The following is a 24,696-nucleotide window of genomic DNA, read 5'->3' as shown; positions in this document are numbered from 1 at the left end:
CGCCCTGCGATCATTCATTTTTGTGTGACAAAAAATGAATGATCGCAGGGCCTAGCGTACACTCGGCCAAATCCGTATTTCTCGAGGTTGATCGCCTAGTGTTCCTTCGTCTGTTCGCACTGCCCTCCTACCTGCTTATTTGCTTGCTGGCCTTGCTGCCCGTGGCGTCAACTCAGGCCGCGGGCTTGCCAGGCTTGCTTGGCAGCTCGACAAGCCAGGCGCAACCGACTGAGCCGTTAGGGCAGTCGCTGGACGAGGTGATCAAGAACCTGGAGAACGATCAGCAACGCAGCAAGTTATTGGCTGATCTGAAGAAGCTGCGCGACGCGACCAAACAGGCGCAGCCCGAAGCCGAAATCGGCGTTCTGGGGCTGATCGGCAGCACCCTCAGCGACCTCGAAAAACAATTTTCGGGCGATGACAGCCCTACCTATCGCTGGTCCCGGGAAATTGAACAGGCCAAGGATGAGCTCGTCGCATTAATGCTGCCGGCGAGCCAATGGCTACCGATCATTTTTGCCTTTGCGCTGATTATCATGGTGTGGAGCCTGCTGGCCGCGTTGCTGATTTGGGTGAGCCATCGGGTACGCCTGCGCTTTGGCCTCAGCGAAGAATTGCCACAACACCCCAAAGCCGTCGATATGTTGCGTTTTGCCTTGCGCAAGCTGGGCCCCTGGCTGGTGGCGCTGGTGATCACCGTGTACATGAGCTATGCCTTGCCGTCGTCGCTGGGCAAAGACCTGGCGATGGTGCTCGCATATGCCCTGGTGATCGGCACCTGTTTCTCTGCCACGTGCGTCATCCTCTTTTCCTTGCTTGACGGCCCGCACCGCCACCATGCCCTGCATATTCTTCGGCATCAGGCCTTTCGCCCGCTGTGGTGGATCGGCAGTTTTGCGGCCTTTGGCGAGGCGCTGAGCGATCCGAGACTGGTCGCCACACTCGGCGTGCATCTGGCCCATACCGCCGCCACCTTTGCCAATGTCATGGCTGCACTGTCCACCGGGCTGTTCATCATTCGCTTCCGGCGCCCCATCGCCCACCTGATCCGCAACCAGCCGCTGTCCCGTCGTCTGACCCGACGCGCATTGAGTGACAGCATCGAGCTCATCGGCACCTACTGGTACGTGGCGGCATTGATTCTGGTAGGCGTTTCACTGGTCGCGACCTTTATATCGGCGGGCGATACCAGCACCGCCTTGCGCCAGTCGCTGATCTGTACCGTACTGGTGGTGTTGTGCATGGTGATCAACGGCCTGGTACGCCGGCATGCGCTAAAACCCCAGCGCGGACACAAACGCCACGCACTGTATTCCGATCGCTTGAAAAGTTTCGTCTACACCCTCGTCCATTTAATGGTCTGGCTCGTGTTCATCGAACTGGGGCTGCGGGTGTGGGGCATGTCGCTGATTAGCTTCACCGAGGGCGATGGCCATGAGGTCAGTGTCAAATTGTTCAGCCTCGGCGGGACGCTGCTGTTTGCCTGGCTGATCTGGATTCTGTCCGATACCGCCGTGCACCATGCCCTGACCCGCTCACGCAAAGGCTTGGCCAATGCCCGCGCACAAACCATGATGCCGCTGATCCGCAACGTTCTGTTTGTAGCAATCTTCATCATTGCGCTGATCGTTGCCCTGGCAAACATGGGCATGAACGTAACGCCTCTGCTGGCCGGTGCGGGCGTCATCGGTCTGGCCATTGGTTTCGGTGCTCAATCACTGGTTGCCGATCTGATTACCGGCCTGTTCATCATCATCGAAGACTCCCTGGCCATCGACGACTACGTGGATGTCGGCGGCCACCTGGGGACAGTAGAAGGCCTGACAATTCGAACCGTGCGCCTGCGGGACATCGATGGCATCGTGCACACCATCCCGTTCAGCGAGATCAAAAGCATCAAGAACTACTCTCGTGAGTTCGGTTACGCGATCTTCCGGGTAGCGATCCCCTACAACATGGAAATAGACGACGCGATCAAGCTGATGCGTGATGTCGGCCAAAAAATGCGCACTGATCCGCTGCAACGTCGCAACATCTGGTCGCCGCTGGAGATTCAGGGCGTGGAGAGTTTTGAGTCGGGCAGTGCGATTCTACGTGCGCGCTTCAAGACGGCACCGATCAAACAATGGGAAGTATCCCGCGCCTTCAACCTGTCGCTGAAGCGGCACCTGGATGAAGCCGGCCTGGACCTCGCCACCCCGCGCCTGAGCGTGCAGGTGGTGACCACCAGCGGCGGGATTTTGCAGAAGGATTGAGCACAAGCTAAAAATCGTGGTGTAGCCGCTGCCAAAGGCTGCGAAAAGGGCCGAAGGACCTTCAATATCAGGCTCACTGCGCACAATCCATCGCAGCCTTCGGCAGCGGTTACAGGGTGATTGCGCGCCCTTTCAACGCTCCAGCACATCGGCGCCGACGTGAATCGCATCATGTCGCCAGTATTCCAGGTCGCAGTCGATCAGCCGCTGGTGCTGGTCATAATTGACCCGGGCAATTCTCAGACCCGGGCTCCCGGTTGATACTTTCAGGGCCGCTGCCGCGTCCAGGGGCAAGGCCGTGGGGACGATCTCGAAACGCACCCGCCCGTACTGCAAATCGTAATGCCGCGCATACAACTCAGTGATCGACTGCGTTAAATCGAACTGCAAGATCTGAGGGAAGTATTGCGGATTCAAGTAGTGCTCAACGTACAGCACCAATCGCCCGTCAATTCTGCGCCTCCGACAAATCTGGATCACGCTGGACAACGCTGGCAACTGCAAGCGCTCACACACCACCGCCGAAGCCGGCTGCAAACGCGCCGAAATTACTTCGGTCGTGGGCACCCGGCCTTGGGCGCTGACCATGGCATGAAAGTGGCTGCGCTGCATCAGGTTGTAGGCCAGGCGCGGAGGTGAAACAAACCAGCCACGCCGCTCTTCACGGTAAACCAGACCTTGGGATTCAAGCTGCAGCAGGGCCTCGCGCACGGTCACCCGGGTGGTGGCAAACAACTCGCTCAGCTTGCGTTCTGCAGGCAGCTGTCGCCCGTACGCCAGCAAACCGTGTTCAATCTGCTATTGAAGCGTGCGACTGATCGCTGTAACCGCCTTGGGTGCACCTTCTCGCATCATCGTTACCTATCTGGACTAGGCCAACCTGCAAAGCACGCAGGATGAACCTGCAAACCGTCATTCTCTGAGCTCGCCAGCCTAGGCAGAACACATGACTGTTGGATGACAGCGCCTCCCTCTAAAACCCCGCATGAGACGCCAGGGGCCTTGCCGGGCGGGGGCTGCGCCATGGTCTACGCTTACTCGCAATGAGCACATTGGTCTGTGGCAGGCCCATCACAGGCGACACCGACATTAAAGTGTCATCCATCCGGCTTAAATTGGCTCAGGTATTGCTGACCTAGACCAACACCCTGCAGAAAATCAATAAAACCCAGCGTTGAAAACGACCAAGGAGCTACGGATGAAACAGTTTTTCCTGGCATCACTGTTAGGTTCAAGCATCGCCCTGTGCACCACTGCCATGGCCGCCGATGTCGATTTGAAAACCCTTGAAGCCGCAGCGCGGGCAGAAGGCGCAGTCAACAGCGTCGGCATGCCGGACGATTGGGCCAACTGGAAAGCCACGTGGGCAGACTTGAACAAACTGTATGGCCTCACGCACATCGACACCGACATGAGTTCGGCACAGGAAGTGGCCAAGTTTGCGGCGGAAAAAGACAACGCCAGCGCCGACATCGGCGACGTCGGTGCAGCCTTCGGCCCGATTGCCGTGGCCAAGGGCGTGACTCAACCTTATAAACCCACGACCTGGGATCAGATCCCGGAGTGGGCCAAGGACAAAGACGGCAACTGGGCACTGGCCTATACCGGCACCATCGCCTTCATCATCAACAAAAAACTGCTGCACGGCTCCGAGGCCCCTACCAAGTGGGCTGACCTGGCCACCGGTAAATACAAGGTTTCCATCGGTGACGTGAGTACCGCTGCACAGGCCACCAACGGCGTGCTGGCTGCTGCGATCGCCAAGGGCGGCAGTGAAACCAACATTCAACCCGCCCTGCTGATGTTCGCTGACATCGCCAAGCAAGGGCGTTTGTCCCTGGCCAACCCGACCATCGCCACCATGGAAAAGGGTGAAGTCGAAGTGGGCGTGGTCTGGGATTTCAATGGCCTGAGCTATCGCAACAAAATGGTCAACCCGGACGACTATGTGGTGCTGATTCCTTCCGACGGTTCGGTGATCTCGGGTTACACCACCATTATCAATAAATACGCCAAGCATCCGAACGCAGCCAAACTGACCCGCGAATTCATCTTCAGCGATGCCGGGCAAACCAATCTGGCGCGGGGCAATGCACGTCCGATTCGGGCCGAACACCTGAAGCTGCCTGAGGACGTACAAAAACAGCTGCTGCCCAACGAGCAATACAAGAACGTGACTCTGATCAAGGACGCGGCTGCCTGGGAAAAAACCTCCAAGGCCTTGCCACAGCTGTGGCAGGAAGAAGTCATTATCAATATGCAGTAACTGACTGGCCAACACCTGTAGCCACGTGCCGCAACCTGCGGCAATGGCTGCAGAGTGCTGCCCGGCTACCTGTGCCAACGGAGTCGCTGTACATGACACACACCGTTATTCTGGTCGTGCTCGACGGGTTGAACTACACCGTCGCCCGCCACGCCATGGGCCATCTACAGGCTTATGTCGGGGCCGGACGCGCCGCGCTGTATCAACTCACCTGTGAATTACCCGCGTTGTCGAGGCCTCTCTACGAGTGCATCCTCACCGGCGTGCCCCCCATTGAAAGCGGCATCGTGCACAACAACATCGCTCGCCTGTCCAACCAGCGCAGCGTGTTCCATTACGCCCGCGACAGCGGGCTGAGTACCGCTGCTGCGGCCTATCACTGGGTCAGCGAGCTGTACAATCGCTCCCCCTTTGTCATCCCCCGCGACCGTCACACCCGGGCCGCCGATTTACCGATACAGAACGGGTATTTCTACTGGAGCGATCATTACCCCGACTCCCACCTGTTCGCTGACGCCGAAAGCCTGCGCCTGGCGCATGCACCGGATTTTATGCTGGTACACCCCATGAACATCGACGATGCCGGGCACAAGCACGGCCTCGACACGGCGCAGTACCGCAACAGCGCACGTTCGGCCGACATTATCCTGGCGGACTATCTGCAAGGCTGGCTCGATGCCGGGTATCAAGTCCTGGTCACAGCCGATCACGGGATGAACAACGACCGATCCCACAACGGTCTGCTGCCGGAGGAACGCGAAGTCCCGCTCTTTGTATTGGGCGACGCCTTCAGCCTCGACCCACAAGCCACACCACGCCAAACGGAGCTCTGTGGCACGATTTGCGAACTGCTTGGCGTTGCTCACGACAAGCCGGTGTGCCGGGACTTGTTGAGACTTGCGTCATGAGCCGGGGTAAATGGCTGGCGCTGTTATGCCTTGTGCCCTTCGCCGTTTTTTTCATCGTGTTTCAGATCGCCCCCTTGGTCTGGGTGCTTATCCACAGCGTGCAATCGGAAGACAGTGGCTGGGGACTGGCCAATTTCAGCAAGATATTCAGCTCGAAATTCTATTTGCAGGCCATCCGACACAGCCTGGAGATCAGCTTTTGGTCCAGCCTGTTTGGCATCGTGATCGCCGTACTCGGCAGTTATTCGCTGCGCAAGGTGGACTCGCGGCTACGCAACTTCGTCAACGCATTCGCCAACATGACCAGCAACTTTTCCGGTGTGCCGCTGGCGTTCGCCTTTATCATTTTGCTGGGCTTCAACGGCAGTATCACGATCATGCTCAAACAGGCGGGGATCATCGAGGATTTCAACCTCTACTCCAAAACCGGCCTGATCATTTTGTACACCTACTTCCAGATCCCGCTCGGGGTGTTGCTGCTCTATCCGGCCTTCGATGCCTTGCGTGAAGACTGGCGCGAGTCGGCTTCATTGCTCGGTGCCAGCAGTTGGCAATTCTGGCGGCATATCGGGCTGCCGGTGTTGACTCCGGCGCTGCTCGGTACGTTTGTCATTCTGCTGGCCAACGCCCTCGGGGCCTATGCCACGGTGTACGCCCTGACCACGGGTAATTTCAACGTGCTGCCCATCCGCATTGCAGCGATGGTCTCGGGCGACATCAGCCTGGACCCCAACATGGCCAGCGCCCTGGCGGTGATTCTGGTCGGCTTGATGACCCTGGTCACACTGGTGCATCAGTGGCTGCTTAAAAGGAGCTACCATGTCGCGCGCTGAATCTTCCCAGGCCAGCCTCTACCACCGCAGCGTGGTGTGGCTGCTGTTTATCATTTTGCTGCTGCCGCTGGCCGGCACCCTGATTTACTCCATTGCCAGCAGTTGGTCTGCGACCGTGCTGCCCAGCGGATTCACCTTCAAGTGGTACAGCCAACTGTGGAGCGACCCGCGCTTTCTCGCTGCATTCGGTCAGTCGCTGCTGGTCTGTGTTGCGGCGCTGGTGCTGTCGGTTGTACTGATCTTGCCGTTGCTGTTCGTGGTGCATTACCACTTCCCCAAACTCGACGCCTTGATGAACATCCTGATCCTGCTGCCATTTGCCGTGCCTCCGGTGGTGTCGTCGGTGGGCCTGCTGCAACTGTACGGCTCCGGCCCGCTGCAAATGGTGGGTACGCCGTGGATCCTGATCGGTTGCTACTTCACCGTGGCGCTGCCGTTCATGTACCGGGCCATCACCAACAACTTGCAAGCGATCAACTTGCGCGACCTGATGGATGCCGCCCAACTGCTGGGAGCCAGCACCTGGCAGGCGGCGTTCCTGGTGGTGCTGCCCAACCTGCGCAAAGGCTTAATGGTCGCACTGCTGCTGTCGTTCTCCTTCTTGTTCGGCGAGTTTGTGTTCGCCAATATTCTGGTCGGCACCCGCTATGAAACCTTGCAGGTGTTCTTGAACAACATGCGTAACAGCAGCGGCCATTTCACAAGTGCGCTGGTGATCTCCTATTTCCTCTTTGTATTGGTGCTGACCTGGGTCGCCACCTTCCTGAACAAGGACAAAAACCAATGAGTTTCGTCAGCGTCGAACACCTGCAAAAAAGCTATTCAGGCACCCCGGTATTCAGCGATATCAACTGCAGCATCGCCAAAGGTGAATTTGTCACCCTGCTTGGCCCTTCCGGTTGCGGCAAATCCACACTGCTGCGCTGTATCGCCGGACTGACGCCGGTAGACGGCGGGAAAATCTTGCTGGATGGCCAGGACATCGTGCCGCTGAGTCCGCAAAAACGCGAGATTGGCATGGTGTTCCAGAGCTATGCCCTGTTCCCCAACATGACGGTTGAACAAAACGTGGCCTTCGGCCTGCGCATGCAGAAGGTCCGCGCCAACGACAGCCACAAGCGAGTGGCCGAGGTCCTGCAATTGGTGGAGTTGAACGACTTCGCCAAACGTTACCCGCACCAGTTGTCAGGCGGCCAGTGTCAGCGTGTGGCCCTGGCGCGCTCGCTGGTGACCCGGCCACGCCTGTTACTGCTGGATGAGCCGCTGTCGGCGCTGGATGCGCGCATTCGCAAACATTTGCGCGAACAAATTCGCAGCATTCAGCGAGAACTGGGCCTGACCACGATTTTCGTCACCCACGATCAGGAAGAAGCCCTGACCATGAGCGACCGCATCTTCCTGATGAATCAGGGGCGCATCGTACAAAGCGGCGACGCCCAGACCCTCTATGCCGCACCGGTGGATGCCTTTGCCGCAGGGTTTATCGGCAACTACAACCTGCTGGACGCCGAAACCGCCGGCAGGCTGCTGCAGCGTCCGGTCAGCAAACGTATAGCCATTCGTCCGGAAACCCTGGGGCTGAGCCTGCAAGGCGAGCCCGACACCGTTATTCGCGGCCACAGCCTGCTGGGGAATGTGATTCGCTACCGCGTAGAAGTTCGCGGTGTAAACCTGATTGTCGATGTACTCAACCGCTCACCCGACGATCTGTACCCCGATGGTCAACGAGTCGCCTTGTCCATCGATTCGAACACCCTTTGTGAGGTAGCCTGATGCCCCTGAAATCATTGAAGAGAGAGTTGCGCTGATGGCCCTGGCAATTTTTGATCTGGACGAAACCCTGATTCACGGCGACTGCGCCACCTTGTGGAGCGAGCAAATGGGGCGCTTGGGATGGGTCGATGCGGTGCCGTTCATGCAGCGTAACAACGAACTGATGGACGCCTACAGCCAAGGCCGATTGAGGATGGAAGAGTACATGACCTTCAGCCTTGAGCCGATGGCCGGCCGTACGCCTGAAGAGGTTGAGCACCTGGTCGGCCCCTGGGTTGAAGACTGCATCGAGCCGATCATCTTCAGCGATGCCTGCACCGCCATCGCCGCGCACCGCAAGGCTGGCGATCGCATTCTGGTGATTTCAGCGTCAGGCACCCACCTGGTCAAGCCCATTGCAGAACGACTGGGCATCGACGAAGTGCTGGGCATTGAGCTGGAAGTCAAGAATGGCGTGTACACCGGCAATACCGTAGGCACCCTGACCTACCGCGAGGGCAAGATCACTCGGCTGATGGAATGGCTCGATGAGCATGAAGAGAACCTGGAAGGTGCCAGCTTTTACTCTGACTCGCGCAACGACTTGCCACTGCTGCTCAAGGTCGACCACCCCCACGCAGTCAACCCCGACCCGGTACTGCGCGAACACGCAGAAAAGGCGGGATGGCCGATTCATCACTGGAAATAACCGGCCTCGGCAGCTTCTACGCAATCCTGTAGCCGCTGCCGCAGCCTGCGACGAGTTGCGCAGCGACCCCAGCTGAAGGTCCTTCGGCCCTTTTCGCAGCCTTCGGCAGCGGCTACAGAGTTCCCGTACCGTTGTTACACCAGGCTGCTGTCGATCACCAGCACCAGCTTGCCGGACACCTGATTACTGGCCAGTTCGGTAAAAGCCGCCTGGGCCTCTTCGATCGGGAAGGTTTTGGCCAGTTGCGGGCTGAGCCGGCGCTCGGTAAATAATGGCCACACCTGTTGCCCAAGGTCGCTGAGCAAGTCCGCCTTGAACTGGTCGTCACGACTGCGCAAGGTTGAACCCAACAGCTGGATACGCTTGCCCAGCACCAACGCCAGATCCAGTTCAGCCTTGCGCCCCCCCATCAAGCCGATCAATACCCAGCGCCCGTCGAGCGCCAATAACTTGAGGTTGGACTCGACATAGTTAGCGCCGACCGGGTCCAGTACCACATCGAAAGGTCCGAGCGACTTTAAGCTGTCCAGCCCGTCGGTGCGTACTACCCCGCCCTGGGCGCCCAATGCCTGGCAATACTCAAGACGCTCCGATGAGCCCACGGTCACCCAGCAGGGACTTCCGAACGCCTTGCACAGCTGAATCGCCGCGGAACCCACGCCACTGGCACCGGCATGCAGCAGCACTTTTTCACCGGGCTTGAGGCCGGCCAGCTGGAACAGGTTCAGCCACGCGGTGCTGTAAACCTCGGGCAGAGCCGCCGCTTCAAGCAGTGACAGGCCTTCAGGTACCGGCAGTGCGTGACGCGCATCCACAACCACTTCTTGCGCCATGCCGCCACCGGCCAACAGGGCACAGACCCGATCACCGATTTTCCACGATGAACCCGGGCCGACTTCGCTGACCACGCCTGAACATTCCAGGCCCAATACCTGACTGGCGCCAGGGGGTGGCGGGTATAAGCCGGCGCTTTGCAGCAGATCGGCCCGATTGAGTCCTGCCGCGGCCACACGAATCCGAATTTGTCCTACATCACAGGTGGGGCTTGGCTCTTCAACCCACTTCACTTGACCTTCAACGCCTTGCAATGCTTTCACAGTGCCTCCATAGTGAGTCTGGACTGAGCCCGGAGCTGTTGCGCCGGGTTTCTTGCATTATGCGGCCGGTTCTTACGGAACCGGCGACTTCAAAGACGGCCTAATATGCGTTATCAATTGCCCCCGCGTCGAATCAGCATGAAGCATTTATTCCCTAGCACCGCACTTGCCCTCTTCATTGGCCTCGGCGTTTTGCCGTTTTCAGCCAATACGTTCGCCGCTAACAGTTGGGATAACCTTCAGCCCGATCGTGATGAGGTGATTGCCAGTCTTAACGTCGTTGAGCTGCTCAAGCGCCATCATTACAGCAAGCCGCCACTGGATGACACCCGCTCTGCGATCATCTATGACAGCTACCTGAAGCTGCTCGATCCGTCGCGCAGTTACTTCCTGGCCAGCGATATTGCCGAATTCGACAAATGGAAAACCCAATTTGACGACTTCCTCAAAAGCGGCGATCTCAATCCAGGCTTCACGATCTACAAACGCTACCTGGACCGAGTCAAATCGCGCCTGGAGTTCACCCTGGCCGAACTGAACAAGGGTATCGACTCGTTCGACTTCACGGCCAAGGAAACCTTGCAGATCGACCGCAAGGATGCGCCGTGGCTGACCAGCGAAGCCGAACTCAATGACCTGTGGCGCAAACGCATCAAGGACGAAGTCCTGCGCCTGAAGATCGCGGGCAAAGAGCCGGCGAAGATTCAGGAGTTGCTGACCAAGCGCTACAAGAATCAACTATCACGCCTCGACCAGACACGCAGCGAAGACATCTTCCAGGCGTACATCAACACGTTCGCCATGTCCTATGACCCGCACACGAACTATCTGTCGCCAGATAATGCGGAGAACTTCGACATCAACATGAGCCTGTCGCTGGAAGGCATCGGCGCCGTGCTGCAGAGCGATAACGACCAGGTGAAAGTGGTGCGGCTGGTGCCTGCCGGCCCGGCCGACAAAACCAAGCAGGTCGCACCGGCTGACAAGATCATCGGTGTAGCCCAGGGCGACAAGGAAATGGTCGACGTGATCGGTTGGCGCCTTGATGAAGTGGTGAAGCTGATTCGTGGCCCCAAAGGCTCGGTCGTGCGCCTGGAAGTGATTCCGGCGAGCAACGCTCCGAACGACCAGACCAGCAAGGTAGTCTCCATCACCCGTGAAGCGGTGAAGCTCGAAGAGCAGGCCGCGAAAAAATCGATCCTGAACCTCAAGCAAGATGGCAAGAACTACAAGTTGGGCGTAATTGAAATCCCGGCGTTCTACCTGGACTTCAAGGCCTACCGTGCTGGCGACCCGAACTACAAGAGCACGACCCGCGACGTCAAGAAACTGCTGACCGAGTTGCAGAAGGAAAAAGTCGATGGTGTGATTATCGACCTGCGCAACAATGGCGGCGGCTCGTTGCAGGAAGCCACCGAGCTGACCAGCCTGTTTATCGACAAGGGCCCTACGGTGCTCGTGCGTAACGCTGACGGTAAAGTCGACGTACTGGAAGACGAAAACCCGGGGGCATTCTACAAAGGCCCGATGGCGTTGCTGGTCAATCGCCTGTCAGCCTCGGCCTCGGAAATTTTCGCCGGCGCCATGCAGGACTACCATCGAGCTCTTATTGTCGGCGGCCAGACTTTCGGTAAAGGCACCGTGCAGACCATCCAGCCGCTGAACCATGGCGAGCTTAAACTGACACTGGCCAAGTTCTACCGGGTATCCGGTCAGAGCACCCAGCATCAGGGCGTGCTGCCTGACCTTGCGTTCCCGTCGATCATCGACACCAAGGAAATCGGTGAAAGCGCACTGCCTGAAGCGATGCCATGGGACACCATTCGCCCGGCCATCAAGCCGGCGGTCGATCCCTTCAAGCCATTCATTGCCCAGCTTAAAGCTGAACATGAAGCGCGGGTGGCCAAGGATGCCGAGTTCACGTTTATTCGCGACAAACTGGCCCTGGCCGAGAAGTTGATGAACGAGAAGACGGTCAGCCTGAATGAGGCCGAGCGTCGCGCCCAGCATGCCGACATCGATGCCAAGCAACTGACCATGGAGAACATCCGACGCCAGGCCAAAGGCGAAGCACCGCTCAAGGAAATGAAGAAAGAAGACGAGGACGCCTTGCCGGTCGAGCCTGAAAAGACCAAGCCGGAAGACGATGCCTACCTGAGTGAAACCGGGCGGGTTCTGCTGGACTACCTGAAGCTCAACACTCAAGTGGCCAAGCAGTAAGGAGCCAAAGCTGCGGGGGCACCTGTGTGCCAGCCGCTCAGCATCAAGGGAACGATGCAAAAAGGGCGGGCCGCACAAGCGGACCGCCCTTTTTTATTGGCGAATGAGTGACGACTAACGCATCCCGGACCGGTAACGCTGCGCCAGCTCCGGATCGGCAAGCACGCCCGGACCGCCCTGCTCATATAGCGCCACCAGCCGCGACGCCGCCAAAGGATGCCCGGCCTTGGCCGCTATCGTCCACCAGCGCACAGCCTCGGCAGCATCCGGTGCTTTAGAGGGCGTACCTGCCAGACTGAAAACCCCCACCTGGTAGGCCGCCTTGCCATCGCCTCCCAGTGCCGCCAGACGCAATAAGCGCACGCCCTCCTCGCGTGCGCCCAAACCCTGGCCGCGAAAGGCCAGGATGTGCCCATAGAAGCTTTGGGCGCGAATGTCCCCCAGATTGGCCATGCGTGCAAACTGGCCCTCCATCCACTGCCAGATACGCGGCTGCCGGACGCACCAGGACTGGTGAAACAACCGGCGCGCCAGCCAATAGCCAAGACGCGCCCTAAACCGCAGCAACATCAGGCTTCTTCGTGTTCGTAAACGAACTCAAATACTCGCACCACCTCAGAAGCATGCCACGAGGCTGCCGCCACCCCATCGGAGGGGCCTGAGAAACGCCCCAGTTTTTCTGCACACTCGAAAAAACCGGTACGCGGCAACCGGCTCGCGCCCTGGCTGATCACCAAGGAACTGCGCAACGGCTGATCAGCCTTGGCATCCATACCGGCCAGATGCTCAAGAGCTGCCGTCAGCGTGAGCATTGCCGGACTGGGCAATTGCAATCGTTCCAGCAACGCACGATAGGTCAGCAAGTGACGCTGTCGTCGCGCTTGTTCGAGCTCAGCCAGCAACCCATCCCAGTGTTGACGACTGATACGTACATTCATGATGCTTCCCTCCAGCCTGCAACACCCAGCTCCCACGCCAGGCTACGACGAATGGCGAGGTCAGGCAGACGCTCACCGGTTTCTATCATTCCAAGATAAGAAGGGCTAATGCCTACAGTACGTGCCAGCGCTTCAAGAGCCAGGCCCTTGCGCTCGCGCAATCCACGCAATTGATCGAGCCCGGGCAGCGTCGGTTCAGGCGCAGGGGAAGGTATATCGCTGGGCGGGGCTGCACCGGGCGCTGCCTGATCGCTCAGACCTGCTGCCTTGAGCAGTACTTGATAGCTTTCCCATGAGAGAACCGCGTATTCGGGTTCACCATTACGCTTGATGATTTGAAGATCCATTGTTAAACCCCGTCAGACTGATAGACAAATCGAGTCAGAACTTTCCTTAGAAGCTTAACCCTAACAGTAGCTAAGGTCTCGGGGGTTTTTAATCTACAGCGCAGTCTTTATGGAAAATGGAGAAAAACAGCCAGGTTCGATGCCCCGAACGGTAAATGTTATCCACACAAATTGTGGATAACCTTGTGAACAGAGCAGATTTTCATGGCTGAAAGGCCCGCCCCATAAGGGCTTCAGTCAAATCGGGCATTTTTTACACACATAAAAAAACCCATAAATTCATTGACTTGAAGGTCAGTAGCCACTACCCCGACCCGAGCATGGAACAAATCGACGCAGGCCCATGCCCGCGATAAACGCAGAAACGGGCCCTGCAAAAACAACAACGCCCCGTCGAAACGGGGCGCTGGGCGTACAAGATTTCGCTTATTTGGCAGCGTCGCCTTGCTCGGATTTTGCAGGGTCTTTGATACCCAGCAGTTCCAGATCGAACACCAGCACCGAGTTGGCCGGGATTGCAGGGCTTGGGCTTTGCGCGCCGTAAGCCAGCTCGCTTGGAATGTACAGCTTGTACTTCTCGCCTACGTGCATCAGTTGCAGGCCTTCAACCCAGCCCGGAATCACACCGCTTACCGGCAGATCAATCGGGCTGCCGCGCTCAACCGAGCTGTCAAAAACCTTGCCGTCGATCAGCTTGCCTTCGTAGTGGACAGTCACAACGTCAGTGGCCTTAGGCTGCGGACCGTCGGCTTTTTTGATCACTTCGTATTGCAAGCCGGAAGCAGTGGTCACTACACCTGCTTTCTTGCTGTTTTCTTCGAGGAATTTTTTGCCTGCAGTAGAGGCTTCTTCGCTCATTTTGGTCAGACGCTCTTCTGCACGTTTTTGCAGGGCTGCGAACGCCTCAATCAGTTCTTCGTCCTTGAGCTTCTGCTCTTTCTTGCCAACAGCATCTTCGATGCCTTGGGCTACTGCCTTGGAATCCAGATCATCCATGCCTTCTTGGGCAAGGCTCTTGCCCATGTTCAGGCCGATGCCATAAGAGGCTTTTTGTGCCGGTGTTTTCAGCTCTACGCTGGTCTGCGAATCACAACCCGCCAGTACCAGGCTTACCAGGGCCACAGCTGCCGCCAACCGATGCTGTTTCATGCTTTTTCCTTGTTCATGCGCCAAATGGGCAATCGAATAAAGCCGCGAGCTTATCAGGCGGCCGCGACCAATGGCTACAGGCATGAGAGGGGCAAACGGCTGATAAGTTCATACCGCAAACACAATTCATAACTACCGCAACTATTGCTAACACTTCTGAGAACCTGTCAAACCCCGCCCTCTTCTCACTGTAGAAACTTATACCGACTTGATGCTGGGCGGTAGCTAAGGCATAAGACTGTAAAAATTCTTACAAGGAGAGTTACTGTGCGTCTGTTTTACCGTTTGTTGCTGGTGCTGGTTGTGGCATTGGCCGTCGTGCTTGGCCTGGTGATTTACTTCACCGCCAACCCAAAATTGCCCGCCTATACCCCCCCGCAGAAGTTGCATTACCTGGATCAGTGGAGCCCTGCCGATCGCCAGACTTATTACTTCACGCCCCAGGGCACGCAGGTCAAAGGCCTGCATTACGACTGGTTCAGCGCGCTTGAACTGCCTTTTTCGCAACAGCGTTTCGCTGCACCGGAGTACTTGGCGCGCTTTGGCTTTTTAGTTGATCCCGCGCAACAGGCCAGCCCTGCCAATCCGGCCAATTTGCCCGTAGGGTTCACCCGCCATCAGAACCCGGGCAGTGACACACAGTACCTGGACATCACTTGCGCGGCCTGTCACACAGGCGAATTGCGCTATAAAGGCCAGGCTTTGCGAATCGACGGTGCCCCGGCACAGCATGTGCTGCCCTCCAGCGTCCCGACCTTGCGCGGTGGCAGTTTTGGCCAGGCACTGGTCGCGAGTCTCGCAGCCACCTATTACAACCCATGGAAATTCGAGCGTTTTGCCCGCACCGTGCTGGGCGAGCGCTATGACGAGCAGCACAAACAGCTCCGTACGGACTTCAAGGCGTCTCTGGACAACTTTCTGGCCGTGGCGTGGAACGACACCCATCGCGGTCTCTATCCGACCCTGGAAGGGCCGGGCCGTACCGACGCATTTGGCCGGATTGCCAACGCCAGCTTTGGCGATGCCATTTCACCCGACAACTACCGTGTGGCTGACGCGCCGGTGGACTACCCGCATTTGTGGGATATGTGGACGTTCGACTGGGTGCAGTGGAACGGCTCAGCCAAGCAACCCATGGCGCGCAACGTCGGAGAAGCCCTCGGGGTCGGTGCGACCCTGAACTTTTTCGACAGCAATGGCCAGCCCCTGCAAGGCGATGCCCGCTACCCGTCCAGCGTGCGAGTGCACGATTTGTATCTGATCGAGCAAACCCTGCAAAAACTCAAGCCCCCGACCTGGCCTGAAACCCTGTTTGGCACAATCGACAAGCCACTGGCCGCCAAAGGCCGGGCGCTTTTCGCCGAGAACTGTGCTGCCTGCCACGTACCGCCTGAAGTTGAAGAGAACGGGCGCATGGTCAAGCAGTTGCGCATGTTGCCTGTCGACGTGATCGGCACGGATCCCAATACCGCGAATAACATCGCCGACAATCGCTATGACCTCAGCGCCCTGCAATGGGACCCGGCTGAGCTGTCGCAGCTCGATGTGACCTTGTCACCGACGCCCGAAGCGCCGCTGGACATGAGCAATCTGTCGGTGGCCAAAGGCCTGGCCTATGTAACCGCCTTCGTCGAAGATCATGCTTACCGCCAGGCCGGGGTCAGCCCTGAAGAACGGGCACGCCTTAATGGTTATGGCTTACCGATTGGTGTCATGGAGTTGCGTGCCTACAAGGCGCGACCTCTCGACGGGATCTGGGCCACCGCACCGTTCCTGCACAACGGCTCAGTGCCCACGATTTATCAACTGCTCTCACCTCAGTCGGAACGGGACATCACGTTCTATCGCGGCAGCTTTGAATATGACCCGCGCCACCTGGGCTATCGCACGGAAGCCTTTGACGGCGGGTTTGTCCTCGACACGCGCGTCAGCGGCAATCACAACAGCGGTCATGAATTCCGTGCCGGCCCACGGGGCAACGGCGTCATTGGTCGCCTGCTGCAACCCGAAGAACGCTGGGCCTTGCTCGAATACCTGAAAGTCTTGGGCGGCCCTCTCGAACAGCAGCTACCGACCCCATGAAGCGACCTGAACACACCCACGACTTTGCTAAAAGGATATTTGCATGTTGAGCACTTTCTGGCTTCGCCTCGGCTCCTGGCTGGGCAAGTCACTGTTGATCCTGATCGGCCTGGGGTTGCTGGCCTGGGGCATGGCCAGCGGCTGGTACGCCTGGCAGCATCGCGGCCCGGTCTCGACTCAGGAAGAGATCCCGGCCGATGAAGCCGGCATGACCCAGGACACCCTGCAGACGGCCATCCGCATCGTCGACCAGCATCGCGAAAACACTCGCTATCTGCGCGATGCCCACGCCAAGGCGCATGGCTGCGTCAACGCGCAGGTCCGGGTGCTGGATGACCTCGACCCGGAGTTGCGCCAGGGTGTATTCAGCGAACCGGGTAAAACCTGGCAAGCGGTGATGCGCCTGTCCAATGGCAATGCCTACCCGCAGTTCGACAGTATTCGCGATGCCCGCGGCATGGCGATCAAGTTGCAGGATGTACCGGGGACTCAGCTACTGGCCAGTCAGCACGATCGGGCCGAACAGGACTTTGTGATGTTCAACCATCCCAACTTCTTCGTCAGTGATGTAGCCGAGTACCGTCAGAACATCGCGGCACAGGCCGAGGGTAAAAAAGTCATGGCGTTCTTCCCGTCATGGGACCCGCGCACCTGGCAAGTCCGCCATTTGTTTATCGCACTGGCCACCTTGGCACCGGCGCCGGCCAGCCCGACACAAACCACCTACTTTTCGGTATCGCCTTACAAGTTCGGCACTGCGAATGCAAAGTTTCGCGTAGCCCCCGACCCTGACAGCTGCCCAGCCTACACACTGCCCGAGCAAAATCAGGCCCTGCCCAACTTCTTGCGCAGCGCCTTGAATCAGCAATTGTCGACCGATCGGGTGCCCGCGTGTTTTGTGCTGCAGATCCAGCGCCAGAATGCCAATCGCTACATGCCAATTGAAGACACCAGCATTGAATGGCAGGAGTCGGATTCGCCTTTCGAGACCGTGGCCCGAATTGAAGTGCCAGCGCAGGATTTTGATACGCCCGGCCAGAATCTGAGATGTGACAACCTGTCATTCAGCCCTTGGCACGGTCTTGAAGCCCATCAACCCATTGGTGGCATCAATCGTCTGCGCAAGGCGGTGTACGACGCGGTAAGCCAATACCGTCACACCCGTAACGCAGAGCAATAAGGCCCGCCCCTGCAGGAGCGAGCGGGCTCGCTCCTGCAGGGGGATGGTTGGCTGATCAGTGAACCGGCAGCTCGACACCTTCGAACAGGTCTTCGAGCTCTTGCTTGTTGTGGCAGGCGATCGCCTTGGCCATGACTTCACGGGTCAGGTGCGGGGCGAACTTCTCAATAAAGTCACACATGAATCCCCGCAAGAAGGTGCCACGACGGAAACCGATCTTGGTGATGCTGGATTCAAACAGCTCGCTGGCATCCAGTACCACGAGGTCACTGTCGAGCTTGGTATCAACGGCCATTTTGGCCACGATGCCAACCCCCAGGCCCAAGCGCACATAGGTTTTGATCACGTCGGCATCGGCGGCGGTAAACACCACTTTAGGCGTCAGGCCACGATGGCTGAAGGCTTCGTCCAGCTTGGAGCGGCCGGTAAAGCCGAATACGTAAGTCACGATCGGGTATTCGGCCAGCGCTTCAAGGGTCAGCTTCGGCAGTTTGGTCAGAGGGTGACCCTGGGGCACGACCACGCAGCGATTCCAGCGATAGCACGGCATCATCACCAGATCGCCGAACAATTCCAGAGCTTCAGTGGCAATGGCAAAGTCAACAGTGCCGTCTGCCGCCATCTCGGCGATTTGCATCGGCGAACCTTGATGCATGTGCAGCGCGACATCCGGGTATTGCTTGATGAAGTTGCTGATCACCGGTGGCAAGGCATAGCGCGCCTGAGTGTGCGTGGTGGCGATCGACAAAGTGCCTTTTTTCTCGTTGGAGAATTCTTGCGCGATCTGCTTGATGCTTTCGACCTTGCGCAGGATTTCGCCAGCGGTGGTGATGATCCGCTCACCGGCGGGCGTTACGCGGGTCAGATGCTTGCCGCTGCGGGCAAAAACTTCGACGCCCAGTTCGTCCTCGAGCAGGCGGATCTGTTTGCTGATACCCGGCTGTGAGGTGTAAAGGCTCTGCGCAGTAGCCGAAACGTTGAGGTCGTGGTGCGCCACTTCCCAGATGTAGCGCAATTGTTGAAGCTTCATATGCATCCCTCAAAGCAGTTAGACGCCAAGGGTATCGGCGGCGATATATAACTATATGGAAGGTAAGAAGAATAAATCTAGAACTTTTTTATCATTCCCGCCGTTCACTGACCTCACCTGTCGGCACGGTGACGACGCTGCATAAGCGGCACCAGATACACCGGAACCTGCGCCAGGTCGATAACCCGGGCAGCCGTGCGCCCCAAATGGCTGATACTGCCCGTTGGCTGACCGTGGCTGCCGAGGATCAGCAGGTCAACCGACAACTTGCGTGACTGCCTCAGAATGACGTGTGCCGGCTCCCCCTGAATAACCTTGACCGAGCGAATCAGGGCCAGATCCTGCTGCCCCTCTGCCAGTTCATCGCGCAGACTCTCCAGCACCCGCTGTTCGATATTTGAGAGCATGGTCGCCATGCCCTGACGGTGCAGTTCGCTGAAGGCCTGCTCATCGAGATAGCTTTGCAACACCGACTCGGCGAACAACCCCATGGGTTCTACGACGTGGACCACATGCAAATCTGCACTAAAACTGCGAGCCAGCCCGAGGGCATGCTGCATCACAACCGGTGCGTAAATCCCGAGGTCAGTGGCGAACAGTATCGAGCGAATCATACGACCTCCTCGACTGCCTGAATGGCCGAGATCAAATGAGCTTAGCAGCGCCATGACAATCGGTATTGCCCGCGCGATGACTTACCCGCTGGGGCTACTCGGGTATCCGATCAGGCCGCTCGTTGCTGATCCCGTGGGGAACATGACCGGTGGCAACCACCTGACGGGCCCTTTCGCAATGACCGGTCTGGTCATCGAAAAACACATCGGCCGCAAAAGCCTCCAGGAATGCCGACTTGTCGAGCCCGCCGAGAAACAACGATTCATCCAGACGGATATCCCAGTCACGCAGCGTGCGAATCACCCGCTCATGGGCGGGCGCGGAGCGTGCGGTCACCAGCGCCGTGCGAATCGGGCACGTCTCGTCGGGGAATTCGCGCTGCAGCAGGTTCAGGGCTTCGAGAAACCCCTTGAATGGCCCGCCGCGCAATGGACTGTGCGCTGACGTGCGCTCCAGCGACTGAAACGCCTCAAGCCCTCCAGACTGGTACACCCGCTCGGACTCATCAGAAAACAGCACGGCATCCCCGTCAAAGGCAATGCGCAGCTCGTTGTTTTCCGCACGCCGCGCTCCCCCCGAGAGAATCGTCGCGGCGGCAAAGCCCGCATCCAGTGCGCTGCGGACATCTTCAGCGTGGGTCGACAGAAACAGGTCACAACCAAATGCGTTGAGATACGGGTGCGGGTTGCGCCCACCGGAAAAAGCCGCCCGGGAGATGGCCAGATCGTAATGTTGTATGGAGTTGAATACGCGCAGGCCCGTGTCAGCGCTGTTGCGCGAGACCAGCACCACCTCGACCCGCTCACGCCCGAGGCTGGCATTGATGCTGAGGAGTTTTCTGACCAGGGCGAATGCATCGCCTGGCTCGAGCACCTCATCTTCATGTTCGATCTGATATTGGCGGTAAGCCTCGATTCCTTGCACCATGTACACCTGATGGCTGTCACTCAAATCGAATAACGCCCGGGAAGAGATGGCCAGTACCAGCTTGCCGTTCAAGCCTTTACTCATGTTGCCTCCGCAGGATGGGATGGGTATGCAACGCCGGTTCAAGGGAGTTCGTCAGGCTCAAGCATCAAGGCAAGCCGAATGTGGTGCGCCAGCTCGCCCTCGCTCAGGCGCGATTTCAACTCGCCGTGGAATGCCCCGTCCCGCACGACGAACAGGCTTGGCAAATGGAAGATGCCGTAGCGCTCGACCAGCCCGCCGTTGTTCCCCGCGTCAATCCAGCACAGTTGATCGATGGGCAACTGCATACCGGGCAACAGCCTGCGCGCCGTCCGGCACCCCGAACACCCATCGCTGGTGAAGACCACCAGCGAGGTACCGGGCAGCGCCAGCAAACGCTGATCGGCATCAAAATCAGTCAGTTCCATTTCGCTCACTATACTCAGGAAAACAATATCGAAGCGCTAGCACTTGGAGTGTGCGTTCATGGGTCGTTTCTTACCTCACCCAGATGATGTTCCTGTTGAGATAACACCCCGCAACCAACCATCCCTTTCACGCCGCAAGTTGCACTCTATCAGCCTCGGCGGCGTGTCATGCAATAGTGATAGACGCTGGCGACGTGGCGTCGCTGTGGAGATGCGCATGCCTACCCTGGGTGCGAGTGCGCATTACCCCGGGTATGTTGCCTGGTGCGAGAAAACCCCCGAGGGGTATCGCATCGGGGTGGCCTTTACCGATGAACAAACCCTTTTTGGTGCGCGGATGGGTGAACAGGTATGCCAGATCGAACACTATTACCGGCTCCAGCAACAGCTCAACCTGACGCCCGAAAGCATGAATACCCTGGCCATCGAATGGGTCAGCCATCACGCCCCGGAGTTCTCACGGGCCACTATGGACCGCAAGCTCGCGCTGCCATTGCTGGATTAAAGCTGCGCCTGCCCATTGTCGAATAACGGGATAACGCGTTAAGGTTCGGCTCCCCGGTGCGCTCAATCATGCTGTGCTCCGCCGCTCGGGGATCGCTGGCGGCCGGCACCCGTGACCTGACGAGTAACACGATGGCTGATTTACCGATCGACGACCTAAACGTTGCCTCCAACGAAACCCTGATTACACCTGCACAACTCAAGCGCGAGATGCCTCTTAGTGAAGCCGCGCTGCAGACGGTAACCAAGGGACGCGAGGTGATTCGCAACATCCTGGATGGCAAGGACCATCGACTGTTCGTTGTCATCGGGCCTTGCTCGATCCACGATATCAAGGCGGCTCACGAATACGCCGAGCGCCTCAAGGTGCTCGCTGCAGAAGTCAGCGATACCCTGTATCTGGTCATGCGCGTCTATTTCGAAAAACCACGTACCACCGTGGGCTGGAAAGGGCTGATCAACGACCCGTACCTGGATGACTCGTTCAAGATCGAAGACGGCTTGCACATCGGTCGCAAACTGCTGCTGGATCTGGCTGAAATGGGTTTGCCAACCGCAACCGAAGCCCTTGATCCGATTTCCCCGCAGTACCTGCAGGACCTCATCAGTTGGTCAGCCATTGGCGCACGCACCACCGAATCCCAGACTCATCGCGAGATGGCGTCGGGCCTGTCTTCGGCCGTGGGCTTCAAAAACGGCACGGATGGCGGCCTGACCGTTGCCATCAATGCCCTGCAATCCGTGTCCAGCCCGCACCGTTTCCTGGGTATCAACCAGGAAGGTGGCGTGTCGATCGTCACCACCAAGGGCAACGCTTACGGTCACGTGGTACTGCGTGGCGGCAATGGCAAGCCGAACTACGACTCCGTCAGCGTGGCTCTCTGCGAGCAAGCACTGAACAAGTCGAAAATCAGCCCGAACATCATGGTGGACTGCAGCCACGCCAACTCCAACAAAGACCCGGCCCTGCAACCGCTGGTAATGGAGAACGTGGCCAACCAGATCCTTGAGGGCAACCAGTCGATTATCGGCCTGATGGTCGAAAGTCATCTGAACTGGGGCTGTCAGGCAATCCCGAAGAACCTCGAAGACTTGCAGTACGGTGTTTCAATCACTGATGCCTGTATCGATTGGGCCAGCACTGAAAATACCCTGCGCAGCATGCATGCCAAACTCAAGGATGTACTGCCGGCACGTGAACGCGGCTAACAGCGTCCACTGAAAGCAAAAACGCCAGCGACCTTAAACTAGTCGCTGGCGTTTTTTATTGCCTGTTCTCAGGGAGCGCAGTGTGCTCAGAGCTTGGCCATCTTGAGCTGATGGCGCTCCATGTAGCGTTCGACATAAGAACATGACGGGATAACCGAATACCCCATGTCTTCCGCGTACTTGAGTGCAGCCTCGGTCAATGCCGCCGCGACACCGCGACCGCGCAAGGCATTGGGCACAAACGTACGATAGATATCCAGCGTCTGTTTGCCCAGATCCATATAGGTCAGGTAAGCACGATGACCGTCGACAGTGGTCTCAAACTGGTGACCTGCCTGGTCATGGTGGATGGACAACGCCTCGCTCATCATTGCTCCTTAGCGGGTCTTGAACCGTGACCCCTACATTACTGATGTTTTTCCGCCGAGGGAACCACTAGGGGAACGCTCGCAAAACAAATGCTCAATCGCATACGGTCATGGCGTCGAGGTCGTGCGCAGAAACATCTGCTCAACCATCTCATCAGGCAGACAACATGAGAGTAACCCTGAACATTTTCCGGAAGGTTGAGCCTATGACGTACGCGCACACATAAAGTCACGTACTAACGTATCGGGCACGTCTTCTTCAGCAACTCCGGACTGACTATTTTTCAAGCACAATCAGATAAATTTAGCCCATCTATATTGGTTGCCAATTATTTTTTTTGGTTCTTGCGCTCGGTCAGTTTACTTACTACAAGTAATGGGTACTATGTACGCCGGCTGTATCCTCACGTTGAAGGAGCAGCTTCAATTAGAAAGTCCTTGAAGGGGAACACGATGAACAACGTTCTGAAATTCTCTGCTCTGGCATTGGCCGCAGTTCTGGCTACCGGTTGCAGCAGCGTATCTAAAGAAACTGAAGCCCGTCTGACTGCAACTGAAGACGCAGCAGCTCGCTCCCAGGCTCGTGCTGACGAAGCCTACCGTAAAGCTGATGAAGCTCTGGCTGCTGCTCAAAAAGCACAGCAGACTGCTGATGAAGCAAACGAGCGCGCTCTGCGCATGCTTGAAAAAGCAAGCCGCAAGTAATAGTCCTTCGGGATTGTTACCAAGCCGCCCCATTTATGGGGCGGCTTTTTTATTGCCCGTCACTCAGTCGGCAGGCAATAAAAAACCGCCGCGGGTATTAACCGCGGCGGTTTTTTTAGTCCATGCTTACTGCACGTAGTCCAGCGACTCTCCGGATGTTATGGTGGTGTCGACCCCCACTTCGGTGGGCACTCCAGTCTCCGCACGAACAACCGCCAATGCCTTGTCCCGGTCGATCTGAATATTCATCTTCAGATCGGGGCGATTCAACACCTTATTGACCACCGCGGCATATCTTTCTGCCACTTCTTCGTCGGAAGCTTCCGACGGCGCACCTTTGGCAACCAGAGAGCCGTCGCTGACATTCAACGGCTGATGAAGCTCAAGGTAAACCTTGCCACCGCTCACGCCGAGCTTGTACGGCTCATTAATGATTCTGACCGGCGTACCGACCGGCACCATGTCTGCCATTTCCAGTACGTTCTTGTTGAACATGCGGAAGCAGCCATGACTGGTCCCTGTACCGATTCCAAATTTCGCATTCGAGCCGTGGATCAGATAACCCGGCATCCCCAGGGTGAACTTGAAAGGCCCCAGCGGGTTGTCCGGCCCCGCGGGCACGACGTTGGGCAGCGGATCACCATTCATAGCGTGTTCGGCCTTGATCGAAGCCGGAGGCGTCCAGGTCGGATTAGGGGTCTTGGCGGCGATCCGGGTAGTCCCTACAGGCGAACCCCAGCCTTCACGGCCAATGCCCAGCGGGAATGTGTAGACCACATCCCGGCCTTTCGGATAGTAGTACAGGCGGTACTCGGCGAGGTTGATCACGATCCCTTCGCGTTTGCCCGGCGGCAGGACAAACTGGGTCGGCAACACCACGTCGGCCTCTTCACCCTTGGTCTTCACCGGCAGCCAGGCGTCTACCCCCGGGTTGGCCGCGACCATTTCCGAGTACCCCAACTCGTACGTTTCACCCAGATCAGCGAATGAGTCTTCGTATTGAGCCTTGATCACCTGCACCTGGCCGACGACATCCTCACCAGGCGGCGGCAGCGGAAATTCAAGCGCAGCAACGGGACCCGCAACACACAGTGCGGCAACTGACAGGTAGCGGGTGACGGCAGGTAGGCGCGGCAACATCCGGAACATCCTT

The 24,696-nt window shown here is 57.8% G+C and carries 25 protein-coding genes; 13 read left to right on the top strand and 12 right to left on the bottom strand.

Translation table 11 applies throughout. The annotated features are described in order from the left end of the window. Positions 1-98: 98 nt before the first annotated feature. Positions 99-2,255 (top strand): mechanosensitive ion channel family protein, encoded by a 2,157-nt coding sequence (locus tag DQN55_RS07220; protein ID WP_048382434.1) that lies wholly within the window; start codon positions 99-101, stop codon positions 2,253-2,255. A 132-nt stretch (positions 2,256-2,387) separates the two neighbouring features. Here DQN55_RS07220 and DQN55_RS07215 read toward each other — a convergent pair whose 3' ends face one another. Continuing rightward, positions 2,388-3,050 carry a UTRA domain-containing protein gene (locus tag DQN55_RS07215; RefSeq protein ID WP_231995682.1) on the bottom strand — a complete coding sequence of 221 codons (663 nt, stop codon included), beginning with the start codon at positions 3,048-3,050 and terminating at the stop codon, positions 2,388-2,390. 403 nt (positions 3,051-3,453) lie between these two features. Here DQN55_RS07215 and DQN55_RS07210 point away from each other — a divergent pair, with 403 nt between their 5' ends. From DQN55_RS07210 to DQN55_RS07185, 6 genes are all read left to right on the top strand, one after another. Beyond that, complete coding sequence (locus tag DQN55_RS07210; protein ID WP_048382433.1) at positions 3,454-4,521, top strand: ABC transporter substrate-binding protein; 1,068 nt, start codon at positions 3,454-3,456, stop codon at positions 4,519-4,521. A 92-nt stretch (positions 4,522-4,613) separates the two neighbouring features. Next, positions 4,614-5,429 carry an alkaline phosphatase family protein gene (locus DQN55_RS07205; RefSeq protein ID WP_048382432.1) on the top strand — a complete coding sequence of 272 codons (816 nt, stop codon included), beginning with the start codon at positions 4,614-4,616 and terminating at the stop codon, positions 5,427-5,429. Further along, positions 5,426-6,262: an ABC transporter permease gene (locus tag DQN55_RS07200; RefSeq protein ID WP_048382431.1), complete on the top strand. Its 837-nt coding sequence runs from the start codon at positions 5,426-5,428 to the stop codon at positions 6,260-6,262. The genes DQN55_RS07205 and DQN55_RS07200 overlap by 4 nt, the downstream gene beginning before the upstream one ends. Then, a complete protein-coding gene (locus DQN55_RS07195; protein ID WP_048382430.1) occupies positions 6,249-7,049 on the top strand; it encodes an ABC transporter permease in 801 nt (266 codons plus the stop codon). Before DQN55_RS07200 ends, DQN55_RS07195 begins: the two co-directional genes overlap by 14 nt. Then, the gene (locus tag DQN55_RS07190; protein ID WP_048382429.1) at positions 7,046-8,035 is read left to right on the top strand and encodes an ABC transporter ATP-binding protein; all 990 of its coding nucleotides are present in this window, start codon (positions 7,046-7,048) and stop codon (positions 8,033-8,035) included. The genes DQN55_RS07195 and DQN55_RS07190 overlap by 4 nt, the downstream gene beginning before the upstream one ends. A 34-nt stretch (positions 8,036-8,069) precedes the next feature. Then, the gene (locus tag DQN55_RS07185; protein WP_048382428.1) at positions 8,070-8,723 is read left to right on the top strand and encodes an HAD family hydrolase; all 654 of its coding nucleotides are present in this window, start codon (positions 8,070-8,072) and stop codon (positions 8,721-8,723) included. 134 nt (positions 8,724-8,857) lie between these two features. On the opposite strand, the gene DQN55_RS07180 is transcribed toward DQN55_RS07185, so the two are convergent. Continuing rightward, positions 8,858-9,820, bottom strand: a complete 963-nt coding sequence (locus DQN55_RS07180; RefSeq protein WP_048382427.1) for an NAD(P)H-quinone oxidoreductase — start codon at positions 9,818-9,820, stop codon at positions 8,858-8,860. Positions 9,821-9,958: 138 nt separating this feature from the next. Here DQN55_RS07180 and DQN55_RS07175 point away from each other — a divergent pair, with 138 nt between their 5' ends. Further along, entirely contained in the window at positions 9,959-12,040 is a 2,082-nt protein-coding gene (locus tag DQN55_RS07175) for a carboxy terminal-processing peptidase (RefSeq protein ID WP_172601022.1), read from the top strand. A gap of 114 nt (positions 12,041-12,154) precedes the next feature. Here DQN55_RS07175 and DQN55_RS07170 read toward each other — a convergent pair whose 3' ends face one another. The 4 genes from DQN55_RS07170 to DQN55_RS07155 all read right to left on the bottom strand — a co-directional run bounded on the left by DQN55_RS07170 (position 12,155) and on the right by DQN55_RS07155 (position 14,474). Further along, positions 12,155-12,610: a tetratricopeptide repeat protein gene (locus DQN55_RS07170; RefSeq protein ID WP_048382425.1), complete on the bottom strand. Its 456-nt coding sequence runs from the start codon at positions 12,608-12,610 to the stop codon at positions 12,155-12,157. Continuing rightward, positions 12,610-12,978 (bottom strand): hypothetical protein, encoded by a 369-nt coding sequence (locus DQN55_RS07165; RefSeq protein ID WP_048382424.1) that lies wholly within the window; start codon positions 12,976-12,978, stop codon positions 12,610-12,612. Before DQN55_RS07165 ends, DQN55_RS07170 begins: the two co-directional genes overlap by 1 nt. After that, positions 12,975-13,325, bottom strand: coding sequence for a helix-turn-helix domain-containing protein (locus tag DQN55_RS07160; protein ID WP_048382423.1), 351 nt, complete (start codon positions 13,323-13,325; stop codon positions 12,975-12,977). The genes DQN55_RS07165 and DQN55_RS07160 overlap by 4 nt, the downstream gene beginning before the upstream one ends. A 426-nt stretch (positions 13,326-13,751) precedes the next feature. After that, positions 13,752-14,474 (bottom strand): FKBP-type peptidyl-prolyl cis-trans isomerase, encoded by a 723-nt coding sequence (locus DQN55_RS07155; RefSeq protein WP_048382422.1) that lies wholly within the window; start codon positions 14,472-14,474, stop codon positions 13,752-13,754. Between the two features lie 267 nt (positions 14,475-14,741). On the opposite strand from DQN55_RS07155, the gene DQN55_RS07150 reads away from it, so the two are divergent. Both DQN55_RS07150 and DQN55_RS07145 read left to right on the top strand, forming a co-directional pair. Further along, positions 14,742-16,556 (top strand): di-heme-cytochrome C peroxidase, encoded by a 1,815-nt coding sequence (locus DQN55_RS07150; protein ID WP_048382421.1) that lies wholly within the window; start codon positions 14,742-14,744, stop codon positions 16,554-16,556. A 43-nt stretch (positions 16,557-16,599) separates the two neighbouring features. Further along, positions 16,600-17,736: a catalase family protein gene (locus DQN55_RS07145; RefSeq protein ID WP_048382420.1), complete on the top strand. Its 1,137-nt coding sequence runs from the start codon at positions 16,600-16,602 to the stop codon at positions 17,734-17,736. Positions 17,737-17,791: 55 nt separating this feature from the next. Here the strand turns inward: DQN55_RS07145 and cysB are convergent, their stop codons facing one another. The 4 genes from cysB to DQN55_RS07125 form a co-directional block, all read right to left on the bottom strand. Then, positions 17,792-18,766 carry an HTH-type transcriptional regulator CysB gene (cysB, locus tag DQN55_RS07140; RefSeq protein WP_048382419.1) on the bottom strand — a complete coding sequence of 325 codons (975 nt, stop codon included), beginning with the start codon at positions 18,764-18,766 and terminating at the stop codon, positions 17,792-17,794. A gap of 113 nt (positions 18,767-18,879) precedes the next feature. Then, positions 18,880-19,380, bottom strand: coding sequence for a universal stress protein (locus DQN55_RS07135; protein WP_048382418.1), 501 nt, complete (start codon positions 19,378-19,380; stop codon positions 18,880-18,882). Between the two features lie 94 nt (positions 19,381-19,474). After that, positions 19,475-20,392: a 5'-nucleotidase gene (locus tag DQN55_RS07130; protein WP_048382417.1), complete on the bottom strand. Its 918-nt coding sequence runs from the start codon at positions 20,390-20,392 to the stop codon at positions 19,475-19,477. A gap of 38 nt (positions 20,393-20,430) precedes the next feature. Further along, complete coding sequence (locus tag DQN55_RS07125; protein WP_048382416.1) at positions 20,431-20,757, bottom strand: YbbN family protein; 327 nt, start codon at positions 20,755-20,757, stop codon at positions 20,431-20,433. Positions 20,758-20,815: 58 nt separating this feature from the next. Here DQN55_RS07125 and DQN55_RS07120 point away from each other — a divergent pair, with 58 nt between their 5' ends. Next, complete coding sequence (locus DQN55_RS07120; protein WP_048382415.1) at positions 20,816-21,262, top strand: PilZ domain-containing protein; 447 nt, start codon at positions 20,816-20,818, stop codon at positions 21,260-21,262. Between the two features lie 131 nt (positions 21,263-21,393). Further along, positions 21,394-22,470 (top strand): 3-deoxy-7-phosphoheptulonate synthase, encoded by a 1,077-nt coding sequence (locus tag DQN55_RS07115; protein ID WP_048382611.1) that lies wholly within the window; start codon positions 21,394-21,396, stop codon positions 22,468-22,470. An 86-nt stretch (positions 22,471-22,556) separates the two neighbouring features. Here the strand turns inward: DQN55_RS07115 and DQN55_RS07110 are convergent, their stop codons facing one another. Continuing rightward, entirely contained in the window at positions 22,557-22,838 is a 282-nt protein-coding gene (locus DQN55_RS07110) for a GNAT family N-acetyltransferase (RefSeq protein WP_048382414.1), read from the bottom strand. Positions 22,839-23,291: 453 nt separating this feature from the next. On the opposite strand from DQN55_RS07110, the gene oprI reads away from it, so the two are divergent. After that, on the top strand, positions 23,292-23,543 hold the full coding sequence (oprI, locus tag DQN55_RS07105) for an outer membrane lipoprotei OprI (protein ID WP_003172710.1): 252 nt from the start codon (positions 23,292-23,294) through the stop codon (positions 23,541-23,543). A gap of 126 nt (positions 23,544-23,669) precedes the next feature. Here oprI and DQN55_RS07100 read toward each other — a convergent pair whose 3' ends face one another. Further along, positions 23,670-24,683 carry a L,D-transpeptidase family protein gene (locus tag DQN55_RS07100; RefSeq protein ID WP_048382413.1) on the bottom strand — a complete coding sequence of 338 codons (1,014 nt, stop codon included), beginning with the start codon at positions 24,681-24,683 and terminating at the stop codon, positions 23,670-23,672. Positions 24,684-24,696 lie beyond the last annotated feature (13 nt).

Origin of the sequence: Pseudomonas taetrolens, from assembly GCF_900475285.1 — a bacterium.
Classification (GTDB): Bacteria; Pseudomonadota; Gammaproteobacteria; order Pseudomonadales; family Pseudomonadaceae; genus Aquipseudomonas; species Aquipseudomonas taetrolens.
The sequence above is the reverse complement of the archived record's forward strand: the minus strand, read 5'-3'. Positions and strand labels throughout refer to the sequence as shown.